The organism is Rhizobium sp. CB3171 (genome assembly GCF_029714265.1).
Classification (GTDB): Bacteria; Pseudomonadota; Alphaproteobacteria; order Rhizobiales; family Rhizobiaceae; genus Rhizobium.
The window spans coordinates 2667273-2683460 of sequence record NZ_CP121652.1 but is presented as its reverse complement, the minus strand read 5'-3'; the positions used below and the strand labels follow the sequence as shown (position 1 = coordinate 2683460).

At 61.5% G+C, this 16188-nt stretch carries 10 protein-coding genes; 5 read left to right on the top strand and 5 right to left on the bottom strand.

Annotated elements, in window-relative coordinates:
• Positions 1-53: 53 nt before the first annotated feature.
• The gene (locus QA648_RS13080; RefSeq protein ID WP_283047368.1) at positions 54-911 is read left to right on the top strand and encodes a LysR family transcriptional regulator; all 858 of its coding nucleotides are present in this window, start codon (positions 54-56) and stop codon (positions 909-911) included.
• Positions 912-1323: 412 nt separating this feature from the next.
• On the opposite strand, the gene QA648_RS13075 is transcribed toward QA648_RS13080, so the two are convergent.
• Positions 1324-2370 carry a low specificity L-threonine aldolase gene (locus QA648_RS13075; protein ID WP_283047366.1) on the bottom strand — a complete coding sequence of 349 codons (1047 nt, stop codon included), beginning with the start codon at positions 2368-2370 and terminating at the stop codon, positions 1324-1326.
• Positions 2371-2938: 568 nt separating this feature from the next.
• Between QA648_RS13075 and gltB the strand changes: the two genes are divergently transcribed.
• Both gltB and QA648_RS13065 read left to right on the top strand, forming a co-directional pair.
• Positions 2939-7678 carry a glutamate synthase large subunit gene (gltB, locus tag QA648_RS13070; RefSeq protein WP_283047364.1) on the top strand — a complete coding sequence of 1580 codons (4740 nt, stop codon included), beginning with the start codon at positions 2939-2941 and terminating at the stop codon, positions 7676-7678.
• A gap of 162 nt (positions 7679-7840) precedes the next feature.
• Positions 7841-9295: a glutamate synthase subunit beta gene (locus QA648_RS13065; protein ID WP_283047362.1), complete on the top strand. Its 1455-nt coding sequence runs from the start codon at positions 7841-7843 to the stop codon at positions 9293-9295.
• 47 nt (positions 9296-9342) lie between these two features.
• Here QA648_RS13065 and QA648_RS13060 read toward each other — a convergent pair whose 3' ends face one another.
• Positions 9343-10500, bottom strand: coding sequence for a DUF459 domain-containing protein (locus tag QA648_RS13060; protein WP_283051329.1), 1158 nt, complete (start codon positions 10498-10500; stop codon positions 9343-9345).
• 132 nt (positions 10501-10632) lie between these two features.
• Positions 10633-11856, bottom strand: a complete 1224-nt coding sequence (locus QA648_RS13055) for a lytic murein transglycosylase (protein WP_104824254.1) — start codon at positions 11854-11856, stop codon at positions 10633-10635.
• Positions 11857-12062: 206 nt separating this feature from the next.
• On the opposite strand from QA648_RS13055, the gene galU reads away from it, so the two are divergent.
• The gene (gene galU, locus QA648_RS13050) at positions 12063-12950 is read left to right on the top strand and encodes a UTP--glucose-1-phosphate uridylyltransferase GalU (RefSeq protein WP_104824253.1); all 888 of its coding nucleotides are present in this window, start codon (positions 12063-12065) and stop codon (positions 12948-12950) included.
• A 57-nt stretch (positions 12951-13007) separates the two neighbouring features.
• On the opposite strand, the gene QA648_RS13045 is transcribed toward galU, so the two are convergent.
• Positions 13008-14537 carry an outer membrane beta-barrel protein gene (locus QA648_RS13045; RefSeq protein ID WP_283047360.1) on the bottom strand — a complete coding sequence of 510 codons (1530 nt, stop codon included), beginning with the start codon at positions 14535-14537 and terminating at the stop codon, positions 13008-13010.
• A 196-nt stretch (positions 14538-14733) separates the two neighbouring features.
• Between QA648_RS13045 and QA648_RS13040 the strand changes: the two genes are divergently transcribed.
• On the top strand, positions 14734-15729 hold the full coding sequence (locus QA648_RS13040; protein WP_283047358.1) for a KpsF/GutQ family sugar-phosphate isomerase: 996 nt from the start codon (positions 14734-14736) through the stop codon (positions 15727-15729).
• Here the strand turns inward: QA648_RS13040 and QA648_RS13035 are convergent, their stop codons facing one another.
• A complete protein-coding gene (locus QA648_RS13035) occupies positions 15730-16188 on the bottom strand; it encodes an NfeD family protein (RefSeq protein ID WP_104824250.1) in 459 nt (152 codons plus the stop codon). It lies immediately after the preceding gene.

The window sequence follows — 16188 nt, the reverse complement described above, 5'->3', positions numbered from 1 at the left end:
ATCGCGATCCGCGATGCAAGGAATAACAGTTATCGTGATTCAGGATGAACCTCATGCTTGATCTCACGCAATTGCGCAGCTTCGTTGCCGTCGAGCAGATGGGCAGCTTCACGCTCGCGGCCGAGCGGCTTGGCCTCGGCCAGTCCACGGTCAGCCAGCATATCCAGCGGCTGGAAACTACGCTTGGCCGCAAGCTTCTGGCCCGCGACACGCATCGAGTGGTGTTGACGGGCGACGGCGAGGCGCTGCTCGGCCATGCCCGGCAGATGCTGTCGATCGAGGGGGAGGTGCAGCAGCTCTTTGCCGGCAATAGTCTGCGCGGCACCCTGCGGCTCGGTGTCTCCGAGGATTTCGTCACCAGCCAGTTGCCGGATGTGCTGGAAGAATTCGTTCGCTCGCATCCTTCCGTCGATCTCGAATTGACGGTCGCGCTCAGCGGCACGCTCTATGAAATGCAGGACAATGGCGACCTCGACCTCGTTCTTGCCAAGCGCCGCCTCGGCGATGCCAGGGGGAGGCTCGTCTATCGCGAGCCGCTGGTCTGGCTGGCGCGTGATCCGGAGCGCATTCGCAAGCTCGCGGCGCCTTTACCGCTGATCGCCTTTCCCGCCCCAAGCGTTACCCGGGCCGTGGCGCTTGAGGCGCTGCGCCGTCAACAGGTGCCCTGGCGCATCGTCTGCACCTGCGGCAGCCTCAGCGGCCTGACGGCGGCGGCGCGGGCCGGCATGGGCGTCCTCGTTCAGCCCCGCAGCATGGCGCCGACAGGACTGTCGGAAATTGCGCCCGGTTGGCTGCCGATGCTGGAGGACGTCGAATTCGTGTTGGTGCCACGCAAGGGAGCGGATCAGTTGCTGGTCAGCGCCTTGTCGGAAGATATTCTGGCGAAGGTGCGAGGGCTGAGATCCATCTGACGTATCAGAGCGGCGATGCCATCCATAAAAAATATTTAGAATCATATGGATAATATTCTGAACTTCGCGAAGTTCCTTCGCCGGCTTCCGACACGCCTTCCGCGTGTCCTACCTTTTTGATTCACCCATTCAGGTTCATGTCAGTTTTCGTTGGTACCCTTGAAGCCAACTGAACGAGCTGAGTCGAGGAAAATCAGCCCGATGAAATATGGTGCGATGTTTATTTGCGGACTGGTTACCTGCGTGATGGCGATGACGGTCATAACCCGCCATATGCCGGGCCAATCGAGCCAAGACGTTTCACATTCCGCACTGTTCATGCACCCAAGTGAGAATTTAACCTCCAAATGAGGTGCTGAGCGCCGCGTGCGTCCCAATGGGACAGCTACGGCGCTCCTTTTTTACCCGAAAATCAGGCGAGGCAAGCCAGGAAGCCGGCGACATCGTCATCTGTCGTGGCGAAGCTGGTGACGAGGCGGATCAGTGTCTCGTTCGCGTTCACCAGCTCGGGGCGCGATTCCGGGATCGGCCATTCGTAGAACTTTGCACCCCTGTCCTCGGCGGTCTTGGCGGCCGATTTCGAAATGATCGCGAAGACTTCGTTCGAGGCGGTCGGCCAGGCGAGGCGTGCGGTGGCGATCTGCTCGATGCCAGCGCGCAGGCGATCGGCCATGCGGTTGGAATGGCGGGCAAGGTCGAGCCAGAGGCCATCTTCGAAATAGCCGTCGAACTGTGCGGCGATGAAACGCGATTTGGAGAAAAGCTGCGCGGCACGTTTGCGGATGAAGTGCATCTCCTTCGCCTGCTCCGGATTGAAGAAGACGATTGCCTCGGCGCACCAGCAGCCGTTTTTGGTGCCGCCGAAGGAAAGGATGTCGACGCCGCGCTTCCAGGTCATTTCCGCCGGGCTGACGCCGAGCGCGACCAGCGCATTGGCGAAGCGGGCGCCATCCATGTGCAGTGGCAGGCTGTTTGCCTTGCAGACGGAGGCAATGGCGTCGATTTCAGCGAGTGAATAGACCGTGCCGATCTCCGTTGCCTGGGTGATGGTCACTGCCGCGGCGCGGCCATGATGGAGGTCATCCTGCGGAAAGCGGGCGACCTTGGTGACGAGCGCCTTCACGTCGATTTTACCGGCCGCACCATCGACCGTCGCCAGCCGCGCCCCGCTGAAGAAATCCGGCGCCCCGCATTCGTCCTCGGCGACATGTGCTTCTGGATGGCAGAAGCTGATGCCGCCCGGCTTCTGGACGCTGGCGAGCGACAGCGAATTGGCGGCCGTGCCGGTTGCGACGAAGAAGACGGCGACTTCACGCTCGAAAATCTCGGCGAACTTGGCTTCAATCTTCTGATCGAGATCGCTGGTGCCGTAGGCTGCGGCAAAACCGCCGGATTCGGCGAAAAGCCGCTGGGCGATCTTGGGATGGGCGCCGGCCCAATTATCGGAAGCAAAAAACATGGATATGCACCAACTGAATCAACAGAATTGCGGGAGGGTTAGCTGAGGTCCGACGGACATTAATCCAATGCCGCAGGGGATCAAGAGTGCCATGCTGAAGGACACATCACAGAAATTGATCTACGCAATCAACAAACAAAATGATGCGGCGCGGTGAAACTTTCTTGCTCGAATTTTGAAGCATCGGCAATCTTCCGTCGCGGGTTAACGTTATTTTGCCGTTTTGCTCTTGCGAAGCCGATCACTTTCTGGCATAGAGCTGATGAATTAGGACAGGGTTGCTGTCCTATTTTGGCCGCCAAGGCCGAAGATGCGCTAGAGGGTCCTGACGATATCGGGATTTCGAGCTATAGTTACCGCGAGCATGTCCTATCGAGCCGTGAGGCGATCAGGCGGAGCGGCGGTGGAATAAGCAAGGCGCGGAACGCTGACGACGGGCTCCACCAAGGAGTCATGGTCTGCGGCCCGATCTTCACAATGCAACAGCGCTGTCGCGCGTCGGACCCGATAACGGGGCGGCGCGGGACGAAGGATCGCCCGCGATGCGGGCCTTACCGGAGGGAAAACGATGACGAACAGGACGCCGTCCATGACTTTTGACCATATCGCAGCAGCAGAGGCTGCCGTCACGGTCAATACGTCGAAACGTGCCGATCGTTTGGCCTCGGGAGGCCTCCCGCCGAAGCAGGGCCTCTATGATCCGCGCAATGAACATGATGCCTGCGGCGTTGGTTTTGTCGCGCATATGAAGGGCCAGAAGTCGCACCAGATCGTGCGCGACGGCCTGTTCATTCTGGAAAACCTGACGCATCGCGGCGCTGTCGGCGCCGATCCGCTGATGGGCGATGGCGCCGGCATTCTCGTGCAGATTCCGGACCGCTTCTTCCGCGAAGAAATGGCCTTGCAGGGCGTTACCCTGCCGAAGGCCGGCGAATATGGCGTCGGCCATTTCTTCCTGCCGCGCGACGAGGCGTTGATCGAGCATTTCAAGACCGCCATCAAGCAGGTCGTCGCCGAAGAGGGCCAGGTTCTGCTCGGCTTCCGCGATGTGCCGGTCGACAACTCCTCGCTCTCGAAAGCGCCTGATATCGCCGCTACAGAGCCGCATCATGTGCAGGTCTTCATCGGCGCCGGCCGCGATGCCGGCACGCATGAGGAATTCGAGCGCCGCTTGTTCACCCTGCGCAAGGTGATCTCCAACCGCATCTATGCGGAATATGAGGGCGAAGAGAGCAATTTCTACCCGGTCTCGCTGTCGAGCTCGACCGTGGTCTACAAGGGCATGTTCCTCGCCTATCAGGTCGGCGCCTATTACAAGGATCTCGCCGATCCCCGTTTCGAATCGGCCGTCGCCCTCGTGCACCAGCGCTTTTCCACCAACACCTTCCCGTCGTGGAAGCTGGCGCACCCCTATCGCATGGTCGCCCATAACGGCGAAATCAACACGCTGCGCGGCAACGTCAACTGGATGGCGGCGCGCCAGGCATCGGTCTCTTCGCCGCTCTTCGGCGACGACATCTCCAAGCTCTGGCCGATTTCCTACGAAGGACAGTCGGACACCGCCTGCTTCGACAACGCGCTCGAATTCCTCGTGCGCGGTGGCTATTCCATGGCGCATGCCGTGATGATGCTGATCCCGGAAGCCTGGGCCGGCAACCAGTTGATGGCGGCGGAACGCAAGGCGTTCTACGAATATCATGCCGCCCTGATGGAGCCGTGGGATGGTCCGGCCGCTGTCGCCTTCACCGATGGCAAGCAGATCGGCGCGACGCTCGACCGCAACGGCCTGCGTCCGGCCCGCTATCTCGTCACCAACGACGATCGCGTCATCATGGCGTCCGAAGCCGGCGTTCTGCCGGTTGAGGAAGAAAAGATCATTCAGAAGTGGCGCCTGCAGCCGGGCAAGATGCTGCTCATCGATATGGAAAAGGGCCGGATCATCTCCGACGACGAGGTGAAGTCGGAGCTTGCGACCAAGCATCCCTATCGGAGCTGGCTCAACCGCACGCAGTTGATCCTCGAAGACTTGAAGCCGGTGGAGCCGCGGGCGCTGCGCCGCGACGTGTCGCTGCTCGATCGCCAGCAGGCTTTCGGCTACACGCTGGAAGACACCAAGATCCTGATGTCGCCGATGGCGACGACGGGGCAGGAGGCGATTGGCTCCATGGGCACGGACACGCCGATCTCGGCCATGTCCGACAAGCCGAAGCTGCTCTATACCTATTTCAAGCAGAACTTCGCGCAGGTCACCAACCCGCCGATCGACCCGATCCGCGAAGAGCTGGTGATGAGCCTCGTTTCCTTCATCGGTCCGCGCCCGAACCTGCTCGACCATACCGGCATGGCCAATGCCAAGCGGCTGGAAGTGCGTCAGCCGATCCTGACCAATGGCGATCTGGAAAAGATCCGCTCGATCGGTCATACGGAAGACCGTTTCGACACCAAGACGCTGGACTTCACCTATGATGTCGAGCGCGGTGCCGAAGGCATGCCGGAAATGCTGGACCGTCTCTGCGAGCGTGCGGAAGCGGCCGTTCGCGGCGGCTACAACATCATCGTGCTGTCCGACCGCCAGATCGGGCCGGACCGCATCGCGATCCCGGCGCTGCTGGCGACGGCGGCCGTTCACCATCACCTAATCCGCAAGGGGCTGCGCACGTCGGTCGGTATCGTCGTTGAAACCGGCGAGCCGCGCGAAGTGCACCATTTCTGCCTGCTCGCCGGCTATGGCGCCGAGGCAATCAACCCCTATCTCGCCTTCGACACGCTGCTCGACATGCATCAGCGCGGTGACTTCCCGAAGGAAGTCGATGCGAGCGAAGTCGTCTATCGCTATATCAAGGCGGTCGGCAAAGGCATCCTCAAGGTCATGTCGAAGATGGGCATTTCGACCTATCAGTCCTATTGCGGCGCGCAGATCTTCGATGCGATCGGCCTGCAGCAGGAACTGGTCGACAAGTACTTCTTCGGCACGGCGACGATGATCGAAGGCATCGGCCTCGAAACCATTGCCGAGGAAACCGTTGCCCGTCACAAGTCGGCTTTTGGCCGTGATCCGATCCTGGCAAGCACGCTCGATATCGGCGGCGAATATGCCTACCGTATGCGCGGTGAAAGCCATGCCTGGACGCCGGATGCTGTCGCCGCCCTTCAGCATGCCGTGCGCGGTAATGCTGCGGACCGCTATCGCGAGTTCTCGGAGATGGTCAACCAGTCGGCGCTCCGGATGAACACCATCCGCGGTCTCTTCAAGATCAAGGGTGCGGAAACACTCGGCCGCAAGCCGATCTCGGTCGACGAGGTCGAGCCCGCCGTCGATATCGTCAAGCGCTTCTCGACAGGCGCCATGTCCTTCGGCTCGATCAGCCGTGAGGCGCATACGACGCTGGCGATCGCCATGAACCGCATCGGCGGCAAGTCGAACACCGGCGAAGGCGGAGAAGAATCCGACCGCTACATGCCGCTCTTCGACGGTTCGCCGAACCCGGAACGCTCCGCCATCAAGCAGATCGCCTCCGGCCGCTTCGGTGTGACCACCGAATATCTGGTCAATGCCGACGTGCTGCAGATCAAGGTGGCGCAGGGTGCCAAGCCCGGCGAAGGCGGCCAGTTGCCCGGCCATAAGGTCGACGCCACCGTCGCCAAGACCCGCCATTCGACGCCGGGTGTGGGCCTGATCTCGCCGCCGCCGCACCATGATATCTACTCGATCGAAGATCTGGCGCAGCTCATCTTCGACCTGAAGAACGTCAACCCGACGTCTGATGTGTCGGTCAAGCTCGTCTCGGAAGTCGGTGTCGGCACCGTCGCCGCCGGCGTTGCCAAGGCGCGCGCCGATCACATCACCGTTGCCGGCTTCGACGGTGGTACGGGCGCTTCGCCGCTCACCTCGCTGAAGCATGCGGGTTCGCCCTGGGAAATCGGCCTTGCTGAGACACAGCAGACGCTGGTGCTGAACGGGTTGCGCTCACGCGTCGCCCTGCAGGTGGATGGCGGTCTGAAGACCGGCCGCGACGTCATCGTCGGCGCGCTGCTCGGCGCAGACGAATTCGGTTTCGCCACCGCGCCGTTGATTGCGGCCGGCTGCATCATGATGCGCAAGTGCCACCTCAACACCTGTCCAGTCGGCGTTGCGACGCAGGACCCGGTTCTGCGCAAGCGCTTCAAGGGCACGCCGGAGCATGTCATCAACTACTTCTTCTTCGTTGCGGAGGAAGTGCGCGAAATTCTCGCCTCGCTTGGCGCTACCAAGCTGGACGACATCATCGGCGCTTCGGAACTGCTGGAGAAGGATGATATGCTCGCCCATTGGAAGGCCAAGGGGCTCGACTTCAGCCGCATCTTCCACAAGGTCGATGCGCCGAAGGAAGACACCTATTGGACGACCGTGCAGAAGCACCCGATCGTCGACATTCTCGACCGCAAGCTGATCGAGAAGGCAGAGCCGGCGCTTGCCAGCAAGACGCCGGTCGCCTTCGAAGTCGACATCAAGAACGTCGACCGTTCGGCCGGTGCGATGCTGTCGGGCGCCGTCGCCAAGCGCTACGGTCACCGCGGCCTGAAGGATGACACGATCAACGTCACGCTGAGAGGCACGGCCGGCCAGTCCTTCGGCGCGTTCCTGGCGCGCGGCGTCACCTTCAACCTCATCGGTGACGGTAACGACTACGTCGGCAAGGGTCTTTCGGGTGGCCGCATCATCATCCGTCCGCCGGAAAACTCGCAGATCTCAGCCGAACATTCGATCATCGTCGGCAACACCGTGCTTTACGGCGCGACCGAAGGCGAATGCTACTTCCGTGGCGTCGCCGGTGAGCGTTTTGCGGTGCGCAACTCCGGCGCCATCACCGTCGTCGAAGGCGTGGGTGACCATGGCTGCGAATATATGACCGGCGGTGTCGTCGTCGTGCTCGGCGAAACCGGCCGCAACTTCGCAGCCGGTATGTCGGGCGGCGTCGCTTATGTGCTCGACGAGAAGGGCGATTTCGCCCGTCGCTGCAACATGGCGATGGTCGAGCTGGAACCGGTTCCGGAAGAGGATGAATTGCTGGAGAAGCTGCATCATCACGGCGGCGACCTCATGCACAAGGGACGCGTCGACGTCTCCGGTGACATGACCCGCCACGACGAAGAGCGCCTCTACCAGTTGATTTCGAACCATTTCCACTACACCGGCTCGACGCGGGCAAAGGAAATCCTCGATCACTGGGCCGACTACCGCCCGAAATTCCGCAAGGTCATGCCGGTTGAATACCGTCGTGCGCTGGAAGAGATGGAGCGTAGCCGGATGGGTGTGGCGGCGGAGTGATCCGCTGCACCTCCTCTTCCTTCGAGGATTTCGCGTCCAGTTGCGATCGCAACTGTCGAAAAGCGGAATCGGTTTTGAATTACAGTGCCGGACAAGGCAGCGGGATTTGCCTTCAGGCACGGGAGCCATCGGCTCCTCTATTTAGCGTGAGGAAACGAAAGCATGGGCAAGGTAACAGGCTTCTTGGAAATCGACCGGCAGGTTGGCAAGTATCAGCCGGCGTCGGACCGCATCCGGCATTTCCGCGAATTCACGATCCCCATGTCGGACCAGGAAGTGCAGAAACAGGCAGCACGCTGCATGGACTGTGGCATTCCCTATTGCCACGGCCCAACCGGCTGCCCGGTCCACAACCAGATTCCGGATTGGAACGACCTCGTTTACAACAACAATTGGGAAGAGGCGATCCGCAACCTGCATTCGACCAACAACTTCCCGGAATTCACCGGCCGCGTCTGCCCCGCACCTTGCGAGGAAGCCTGCACGCTGAACCTCGAGGATGCTCCGGTCGCGATCAAGACGGTCGAGCAGGCCATTGCCGACAAGGCCTATGAACTCGGCTTCATCCGTCCGGAACCGGCAACCGTCCATACGGGCAAGAAGGTCGCCGTCATCGGCTCCGGCCCCGCCGGCATGGCGGCGGCTCAGCAGCTTGGCCGCGCGGGTCACGAAGTCCATGTTTACGAGCGCGAAACGAAGCCCGGTGGGCTGCTGCGCTACGGCATTCCGGACTTCAAGATGGAGAAGAACTTCATCGACCGCCGCGTCGAACAGATGAAGGGCGAAGGCGTGACCTTCCATTGCGGCGTCAATGTCGGCGTGGACGTCAAGGTCGAGCAGCTTCTGGCTGACCATGATGCGGTTCTTTATTGCGGCGGCTCGGAAACCCCGCGCGAAGCCGGCATTCCCGGCACGACGCTAGCAGGCGTCCATGACGCCATGCCCTATCTCGTGCAGCAGAACCGCCGCATCGGCCGCGAAAACATCGACAGCATCGGCTGGCCGTCCGACCCGATCCTTGCCGGCGGCAAGCATATCGTGGTCGTCGGTGGCGGCGATACGGCGTCCGACTGCGTCGGCACCGCGTTCCGCCAGGGTGCCGTCAAGGTGACCCAGCTCGATATCCGCCCGCAGCCGCCGGAAAAGGAAGACAAGCTCGCCGTCTGGCCCTTCTGGGCGACGAAGATGCGTACCTCCTCCTCGCAGGCCGAGGGCGCCGTGCGCGAATTCCAGGTGGCAACGCTGGAATTCATCGGCGAAGACGGCGTACTGACCGGCGTGAAGTGCTGCGAAGTGGATGAGCGCCGCAAGCCGATTGCCGGCACGGAGTTCGTTATCCGCGCCGATCTCGCCTTCATCGCCATCGGCTTCCGCGGTCCGTTCACCGACAGCGTGCTGAAGGAACTCGACGGCAAGCTGACGCTCAACACCGACAAGCGCGGCTCGACTAATGTCGTCGCCGACGACAAGGACTATAGGACCTCGGTCGACAAGCTCTGGACCGCCGGCGACGTCCGCCGCGGCCAGTCCCTGGTCGTCTGGGCCATCCGCGAAGGCCGCCAGGCCGCCCGCGCGATCGACGAAGCCCTAATGGGCTCGACGGTGCTGCCGCGGTAAGAGAAGCGCATGTACTGATATATAGAGGGCCGCCAAGTGCGGCCCTTTCATTTTGTTGAATTGTCCGCCGGCGCCTCACCCACCGGCAGTCGGTAGTCGTCGACGCGTCCGGTCGGCGCCGGGGCCATCTGGCCTTTCTCGACCAGGAGGTCGCGAGGAGATTGGGTGACGGAATTGTGGGCGGGAGCGCCGCCGAGAAGCTGTGCGCCGCCGTCGAGATTGGGGTCGGAAAGGCTTACCGGCTGTGTGCGGGTGATCATTTCCATCTCCGTCGGCGGCAGGTTGACTTGTTCGGCCGGCAGTTGATTGCCGGTGTCGAGGCGGGTGATATCCGGGCTCGCCTGATCACCGAGCAGCCGGCGCGTCGGTTTTTCGACGTAGAAGGCGACCTTGCGTTTTCCCGCTGCCGTGAGATTGACGCCGTCGGAGGTTCTAAGCCGCACCTGTTGGCCGTTGATGTCGGAACCGGTGACGATGAACTCACCGTTCTCGTCGGTGAAGCCGTCCCAGATATCGATGAATTCGCCGCCGACGCTTTCGACCTTGCTTTGGTAGAGTTGGTTGAGCTTCACCGCATCGGCCGTCATCTGGTCGGAGCCGAAGGGTGGCAGGCCGACCCAGAGGAGGGGGATATGGCGGTTCGTCACCAGCCTGCCGAACTGCTGCACGCGCTCCTCATAGGCAAGGTACCAGGGGTCGGTGCCGAATTTTTCGTTGAGCCCGTCACCCGTCATCTGCTGGCGATCGTTGGCCCCGATCATGACGACGACCATGGCGGGTTTCAATTGATCCAGCATGGCCGGCAACTGTTGCGGCCAGTTGTAATAGTCCTGGCGCACCAGGCCGGAGGCGACAGTGCTGCGTGTCTGCACGACGACGCCGGGCGAGGTGGAAAAGGCATCTTCCAGCCCGTCGCCCAGGCCGCCCGCCAGAAAATCGCCGACGACGAGGATCGTCTTGGCATCCGGCAGTTTCTGGATCTCCGGTGGCGGCTCCGGCTGAGCCACCACCACCTGTCGCGGCGGTGGAGCGATCCGTTTGCGCGGCGGCCGAATCGTGCGTCTCGGCGGAGGCTGATAGGGAATATCGGGCTCCGAACGGCCGAACAACATTTCAAGCAATGTCCTGCGCGGCCGCTCCTGCGCCTCGCCTGCCGTCAGCAGACAGGCAAACGCCAAAAGGCCTGCAAGAAGTGCCGTGAACATCGTTCTTGCAGCAGTCATGGTCGCGCGGGCAGGTCGGTTTTTCATCGGGCTCTTTTCCGCTCGCGGCGCCATGGTTGCATGAAGGCGGTGCCGCCGTCCAGCCAATCCAAGGCTCATCTCGACCGCGGCGACCTATTTGCGCAGGGCGTTCAACAGGTTCATCGACGGCTCGCCGTCGGCGCTCATGCCGAAACGCTGCTGAACGGCGGTAATGGCGGCCTTGGAGCCGGAGCCAAAATTGCCGTCGACGACGCCGTCGTAATAGCCGAGCTCCTTCAGGCGGGTTTGCAGCTCGAATTTCTGCTTTACATCCAGCGTGCCGCTCGGGCGCGGCCAGGATTGCTGCACGCCGCCATAGCCGGCGATCTGATCGGCCAGCAGGCCAACGGCGAGCGCGTAGCTGTCGGAGGCATTGTAACGCTTGATGGTGAAGAAGTTGCCGGCCATCAGGAAACCGGGGCCGTCAGCTCCGCCCGGCATCTTCAGTTGCGCGCGGTCGGATGTCAGGCGGAAGCTCTTGCCGTTCGGGCGTACGAAGCCCATGGCAGCCCATTGTGCGATCGTGTGGGTCTTGCCGACCTGCGCTGCGCCGCCCGGCGGTACGGTCACTTCGTAGCCCCAGGTGCGGCTGGTGCTCCAGCCGTTCTTTGCCAGCAGATTGGCGGTCGTTGCCAGCGCGTCGGGAATGGAGTTCCAGATATCGGCATGGCCGTTGCCGTCAGCGTCGACCGCATAGAGCAGGTAGCTGGTCGGGATGAACTGCGTGTGGCCCATGGCGCCGGCCCAGGAGCCGTTCAGCTCGTCGCGCGGCACATCGCCGCTCTGCAGGATCTTCAGTGCCGCGATCAATTGCTTTTTGGCGTAGCCGGCGCGCTTCGGATCGGCATAGGCAAGCGTCGCCAGAGCGCGCGGCACGTAATGCAGCTTCTCGTCCTTGGCGAGCACGGCACCGTAATTTGATTCCATCGACCAGATGGCGAGGATAATATTGCGATCCACGCCGAAATGCTGTTCAAGGGAACGGAGTGTGGAACCGTATTTGGCCGCCATCTTCCGGCCAACATCGACGGTATAGGGATTGACGCGGGAATCCAGATAATCCCAGATCTGGGATTTGAATTCCGGTTGATACTGCGCTTTTTCGAGGACCGTGGGGTCGGGGTCCGTTACGCCGGCAAATGCTTTGCGATAGGTTGACTGCGTGATGCCGCTTTTGGCTGCGGTATCGTAGAAGCCCGCGATCCATTTCTGGAACCCGGGGTCCGCATTGGCGTTAATGGGAGTTAGTCCCGCAAAGGCACCGAACGCGAGCGCCAGAGCGAGACCACGAAGGGAGTGTTTGCGGTTTGGGGTCATCAACAGCCGTGTCCATCAATACTTGGATTTCGGTGCGGCGATGCCGGTGGCATTCGCCCAAGCGTGACACTACAGGAACGAAGTCAACAAATTCTTTACCATGGAAGCCGGGGTCAGTCATCATTTGCAAAACAGTAGCAAATTTATACTACTGACCCTTCGATTAGCTTTGGCGCAAAAGCGACGTAATTCCCCAGGAGGTATGCGTGGGACAGCATAAAAAGGTGCGTAAGGCAGTATTTCCGGTCGCCGGACTAGGGACGCGGTTCTTGCCGGCGACCAAGGCGGTGCCGAAGGAGATGCTGACCGTCGTCGACAAGCCGGTGATTCAGTACGTCGTCGACGAGGCGATGGAAGCTGGCATCGAGCATTTCGTGTTCGTGACCGGCCGCAGCAAGCATGTCATCGAGGACTATTTCGACATTCAGTTCGAACTCGAGCACACGCTGCGCCAGCGCAACAAGAATGCCGAACTGTCGCTGCTGAACGGCCTGCTGCCGAAGGCCGGCACGGCGAGCTTCACGCGCCAGCAGGAGCCGCTCGGGCTCGGCCATGCCGTTTGGTGCGCCCGCGAGATCGTCGGCGACGAACCGTTCGCGCTGCTTTTGCCCGACATGGTCATGCGTGCCGAAAAGGGCTGCATGAAGGGTATGATCGAGCTTTATGAGCATAGCGGCGGCAACGTTATCGCCGTCGAGGAATGCGCTCCGGATCAGACGCATAAATACGGCATCGTCGGCGTCGGCGAGACGATCGGCAGCGGCTTCCGTATCACCGAAATGGTGGAGAAGCCGGCCAAGGGCACGGCTCCGTCGAACTTCTTCATCAATGGCCGCTACATCCTGCAGCCGGAGATCTTCCATATCCTGGAACGCCAGGAGCGCGGTGCGGGCAATGAGATCCAGTTGACGGACGGCATGCTGAAGCTTGCGCAAGAGCAGGATTTCGCCGGCTATCACTTCCAGGGCCAGACTTTCGACTGTGGCGCCAAGGATGGCTTCATCCTCGCCAACGTCGCCTTCGCGCTCGCCCGCGCGGACATCCGCCCGACCATCGAGGATGGGTTCAAGGCGCTGGTCGACGCGCTGAAATAGTAGAAAGATCAAAGCACCCTCTCCCCGCTGATGCGGGGCGAGGGAGTGACCGGGGCTTTACCTCTTCACCGTCAACCCCACGCCCGCCTGAAGCTGGCGCGTATCGTCGCCCGTCTTTCGTGACGTGAGCTGATAGCCGACGTTACTGGTCAGATCGAGATAGCGATTGATGCCCCAGGTCAGGCCGAGGGCCGCATCATATTCGGTTTCGTCGGAGATGGTGCTGCCGGACGGATAGTCGCGCCAGATCGTGCCGCCGGTCAGCTTGGCCGTGAGATCGTCGCGTAGTTCCTGGCTCAATGTGCTCGTCAACTGATAGGCGGTGTAGCCGCTTTCGCCCGCTGTCGTGGAGGGTTGGACCGTTGTCGAAAGGCCGATGCTGACGTCGGTGCCGCGCTGCGGCGACCAGGCGAGATTGCCGTCCACGGTCGGCGAATCGATCGAAGCCAAGCGCGAATCGTCGAATTCCGTATGCTGGTAGCCGAAACCGAGCTCGCCCTTCATCTTGTCGCCAAGATCGAGCTCGATACCCGCTTTGCCGCCATAGCTTTGGTTCGAGCGGGCGTAGCCGTTGCTGTCGTGGGACTGGTCGTAGAAGGTGCGGCCGAGATCGGCCTCCAGGAAGGGAATGAGGACAGGCGACAATTCGTAGCCGATGCGCCCGCGCCAGGTGCCGGCCGTCTGATTGCGGTCGCTAAGCGTCACCTGTGTTCCGTCCGACAGGGTGGCATCGGAATAGATGGTGCGGGTTAGCGCCACGGCCGTCGTGCCGCGCAGCAGGCCGAAATCGCGCTCCAGCGATGTGCCTGCGTTGAATTGATTGACGGCCGATTGCTTCGAGGCGCCGGCAATCGCGTTCGGGTCGCTCGTATCTTCGCGGAAGAACTGATAGCCGGCGGTGATATGCGCGGTGGTGTCACTGGGAAGATCAAGGCGCAGATCGGCGTTGATATTGACATTTGGCTGTTCGGCGCCGCTGCCGCTCAGGTTTTTCTGCCAGACGCCCTCACCGGTGACGATCAGCGCATGGCGGTCCCAATCCGATGTCAGGGTGCTGCGCAGATCGGTCTGCAGGAAGCTCCGATCGTCATTGGTCGAGCCGGTGCGGTTGCGCTCGAAGTTGATGGACTGGTTGACGGAAGGCCGCAGAGTGAAGGTGCCGAGCGGTATGCCTTGCACATCCTCGCGATCCGGATGCTGCCGCGCTTTCAGATCATCGACACTGGTCTCGCGCAGATTGACGCGGCGCAGATCGTCATCCAGCGTCGAGCCCGTCGTGGTCGGATCGATGCCGAGTCGCAGGCGTGAACTGGACGGCGTGTCCGAATCCGTCGTCGTCTGTTTCGCGGCTTTGGTCGTCTTGGATTTGGAGGATGTCGTGCCCGTCGTGTCCGAACCGGGAAGATCGAAACTATCTGTGTCGGTCGATGTTGCCGTCAGATTGGTGCTGGAACTCTGGCTCGCGTCGAGCGATTGCGCCTGAACCGGCATCGGCATGGCGAATGCAGCCCAGCCCAGCAGAGCGGATGCAGCGCATGCCGTCAGCCGGAGGGAGCCACCGCCCGCCTTGTTCTTGCCGATGTCCATTTGATCTATGTCTGGCCTTACTGGAAATGCTTTAAATCGTTACCCAAGCGTAAAGGCCCATGGTTAACGCTTCCTTGCCAGCCGACTACAAGGAGTCATGGTGACGGAACTGGCTTTGGTGGCGCGACGGCCGATCTCCGCTGCACAAAATCGATCTCCGGTGGACAGATTTGCAGAAAAGCGTTAGGCCTCCCTCATGAATAAGAGAGCTGTAAGACTCATCGAGAACGGTGCGATCGAATCCGCGATGCGGACGATCGAGACCGAGAGACGGGGCATGGAGGCGCTGGAACGCGCACTGACCAATGGTCTGGCCGAGCCCTTCAGCCGCGCGGTCGAGATCATCGGCGACATCAGCGGCCGCGTCATCATCACCGGTGTCGGCAAGAGCGGTCATATCGGCAACAAGCTTGCCGCCAGCTTGGCCTCCACCGGAACTCCGGCCTTTTTCGTGCATCCGGTCGAGGCCAATCACGGCGATCTCGGCATGATCACGCAGGACGACGTCATCATCGCGATGTCCTGGAGCGGCGAAAGTGCGGAGTTGCGCGGCATCATCAGCTATTCCCGTCGCTTCTCGATCCCGATGATCGCCATTACATCGGGCGAGACCTCTACGCTGGCGCGCGAATCGGATGTCGTTCTATTGCTGCCTAAGGAACAGGAAGCCTGCCCGCACGGGCTGGCGCCCACCACATCGACGCTGCTGCAGCTCGCGATCGGCGATGCGCTCACCGTGGCTCTGCTGGAGGCGCGCGGCTTCACCGCCGAGGATTTCCGCACCTTCCATCCGGGTGGCAAGCTGGGCGCCAGCCTCTCGCATGTCGCCGATATCATGCACAAGGGCGATCGCGTACCCCTGGTCAAGCTGGGCACGGGCATGCGCGAAGCGGTCATGACGCTAGCGCAAATGCGCTTTGGTTGCGTCGGCGTCGTCGATGATGACGGTTGCCTTTGCGGCATTGTGACCGATGGCGACATTGCCCGCAATCTCGGCAACAACCTTGCGGAGATGCGCGTGGACGAGGTGATGACGCGCAATCCGAAGACGGTGAAGGAAACGACGCTGGCGACCGGCGCAATGGCCGTACTCAATCGTCACAACATCTCGGCGCTGATCGTCGTCGACGATGCCCGGCGGCCTGTCGGCATCGTCCACTTCCACGATCTGCTGCGGATCGGCGTCGCCTGATCAGACGGGTTCGACCGTGAGGTCGCGGCCGCTGCTGGCAACGACCTTGACGCGGGTGCCGACTGGCAGATCCGGTCCGTTGACCGTCCAATAAGTATCGTTCAGGCGAATGCGCCCCCGGCCTTCGGTGATCGGTTGGTCGAGCGTCGCCGTGCGTCCGACCAAGCTGGCGCTGCGCTGGTTGAGGAACGGCTCGTCGGTGGCCTGGCTGTTGTTATAGAGATAGTGGCGGCCGATGAGGGTGACGATCACGGCCGTCGCGGCGAAGACAAGTCCCTGCAGTTGCCAGACCCAGAAGGCGCTATCCCAGAAAAGCAGTGACAAAGCGCCGACGATGATGCCGGCCAAGCCGATCCATACCAGGAAGAAGCCCGGCAGGATCAGTTCGGCCGCGAGCAGAATCAGACCTACCAGCCACCAGCTCCAGGGGCCGAGTTCGACGACGAGATTGTCGAACAT

What these genes read in the sequence shown, in the direction of transcription:
- QA648_RS13080 (WP_283047368.1), top strand. Translation starts at nt 54, where the DNA reads ATGCTTGATCTCACGCAATTGCGCAGCTTCGTTGCCGTCGAGCAGATG.
- QA648_RS13075 (WP_283047366.1), bottom strand. Translation starts at nt 2,370, where the DNA reads ATGTTTTTTGCTTCCGATAATTGGGCCGGCGCCCATCCCAAGATCGCC.
- gltB (WP_283047364.1), top strand. Translation starts at nt 2,939, where the DNA reads ATGACGAACAGGACGCCGTCCATGACTTTTGACCATATCGCAGCAGCA.
- QA648_RS13065 (WP_283047362.1), top strand. Translation starts at nt 7,841, where the DNA reads ATGGGCAAGGTAACAGGCTTCTTGGAAATCGACCGGCAGGTTGGCAAG.
- QA648_RS13060 (WP_283051329.1), bottom strand. Translation starts at nt 10,500, where the DNA reads ATGTTCACGGCACTTCTTGCAGGCCTTTTGGCGTTTGCCTGTCTGCTG.
- QA648_RS13055 (WP_104824254.1), bottom strand. Translation starts at nt 11,856, where the DNA reads ATGACCCCAAACCGCAAACACTCCCTTCGTGGTCTCGCTCTGGCGCTC.
- QA648_RS13045 (WP_283047360.1), bottom strand. Translation starts at nt 14,537, where the DNA reads ATGGACATCGGCAAGAACAAGGCGGGCGGTGGCTCCCTCCGGCTGACG.
- QA648_RS13040 (WP_283047358.1), top strand. Translation starts at nt 14,734, where the DNA reads ATGAATAAGAGAGCTGTAAGACTCATCGAGAACGGTGCGATCGAATCC.
- QA648_RS13035 (WP_104824250.1), bottom strand. Translation starts at nt 16,188, where the DNA reads ATGTTCGACAATCTCGTCGTCGAACTCGGCCCCTGGAGCTGGTGGCTG.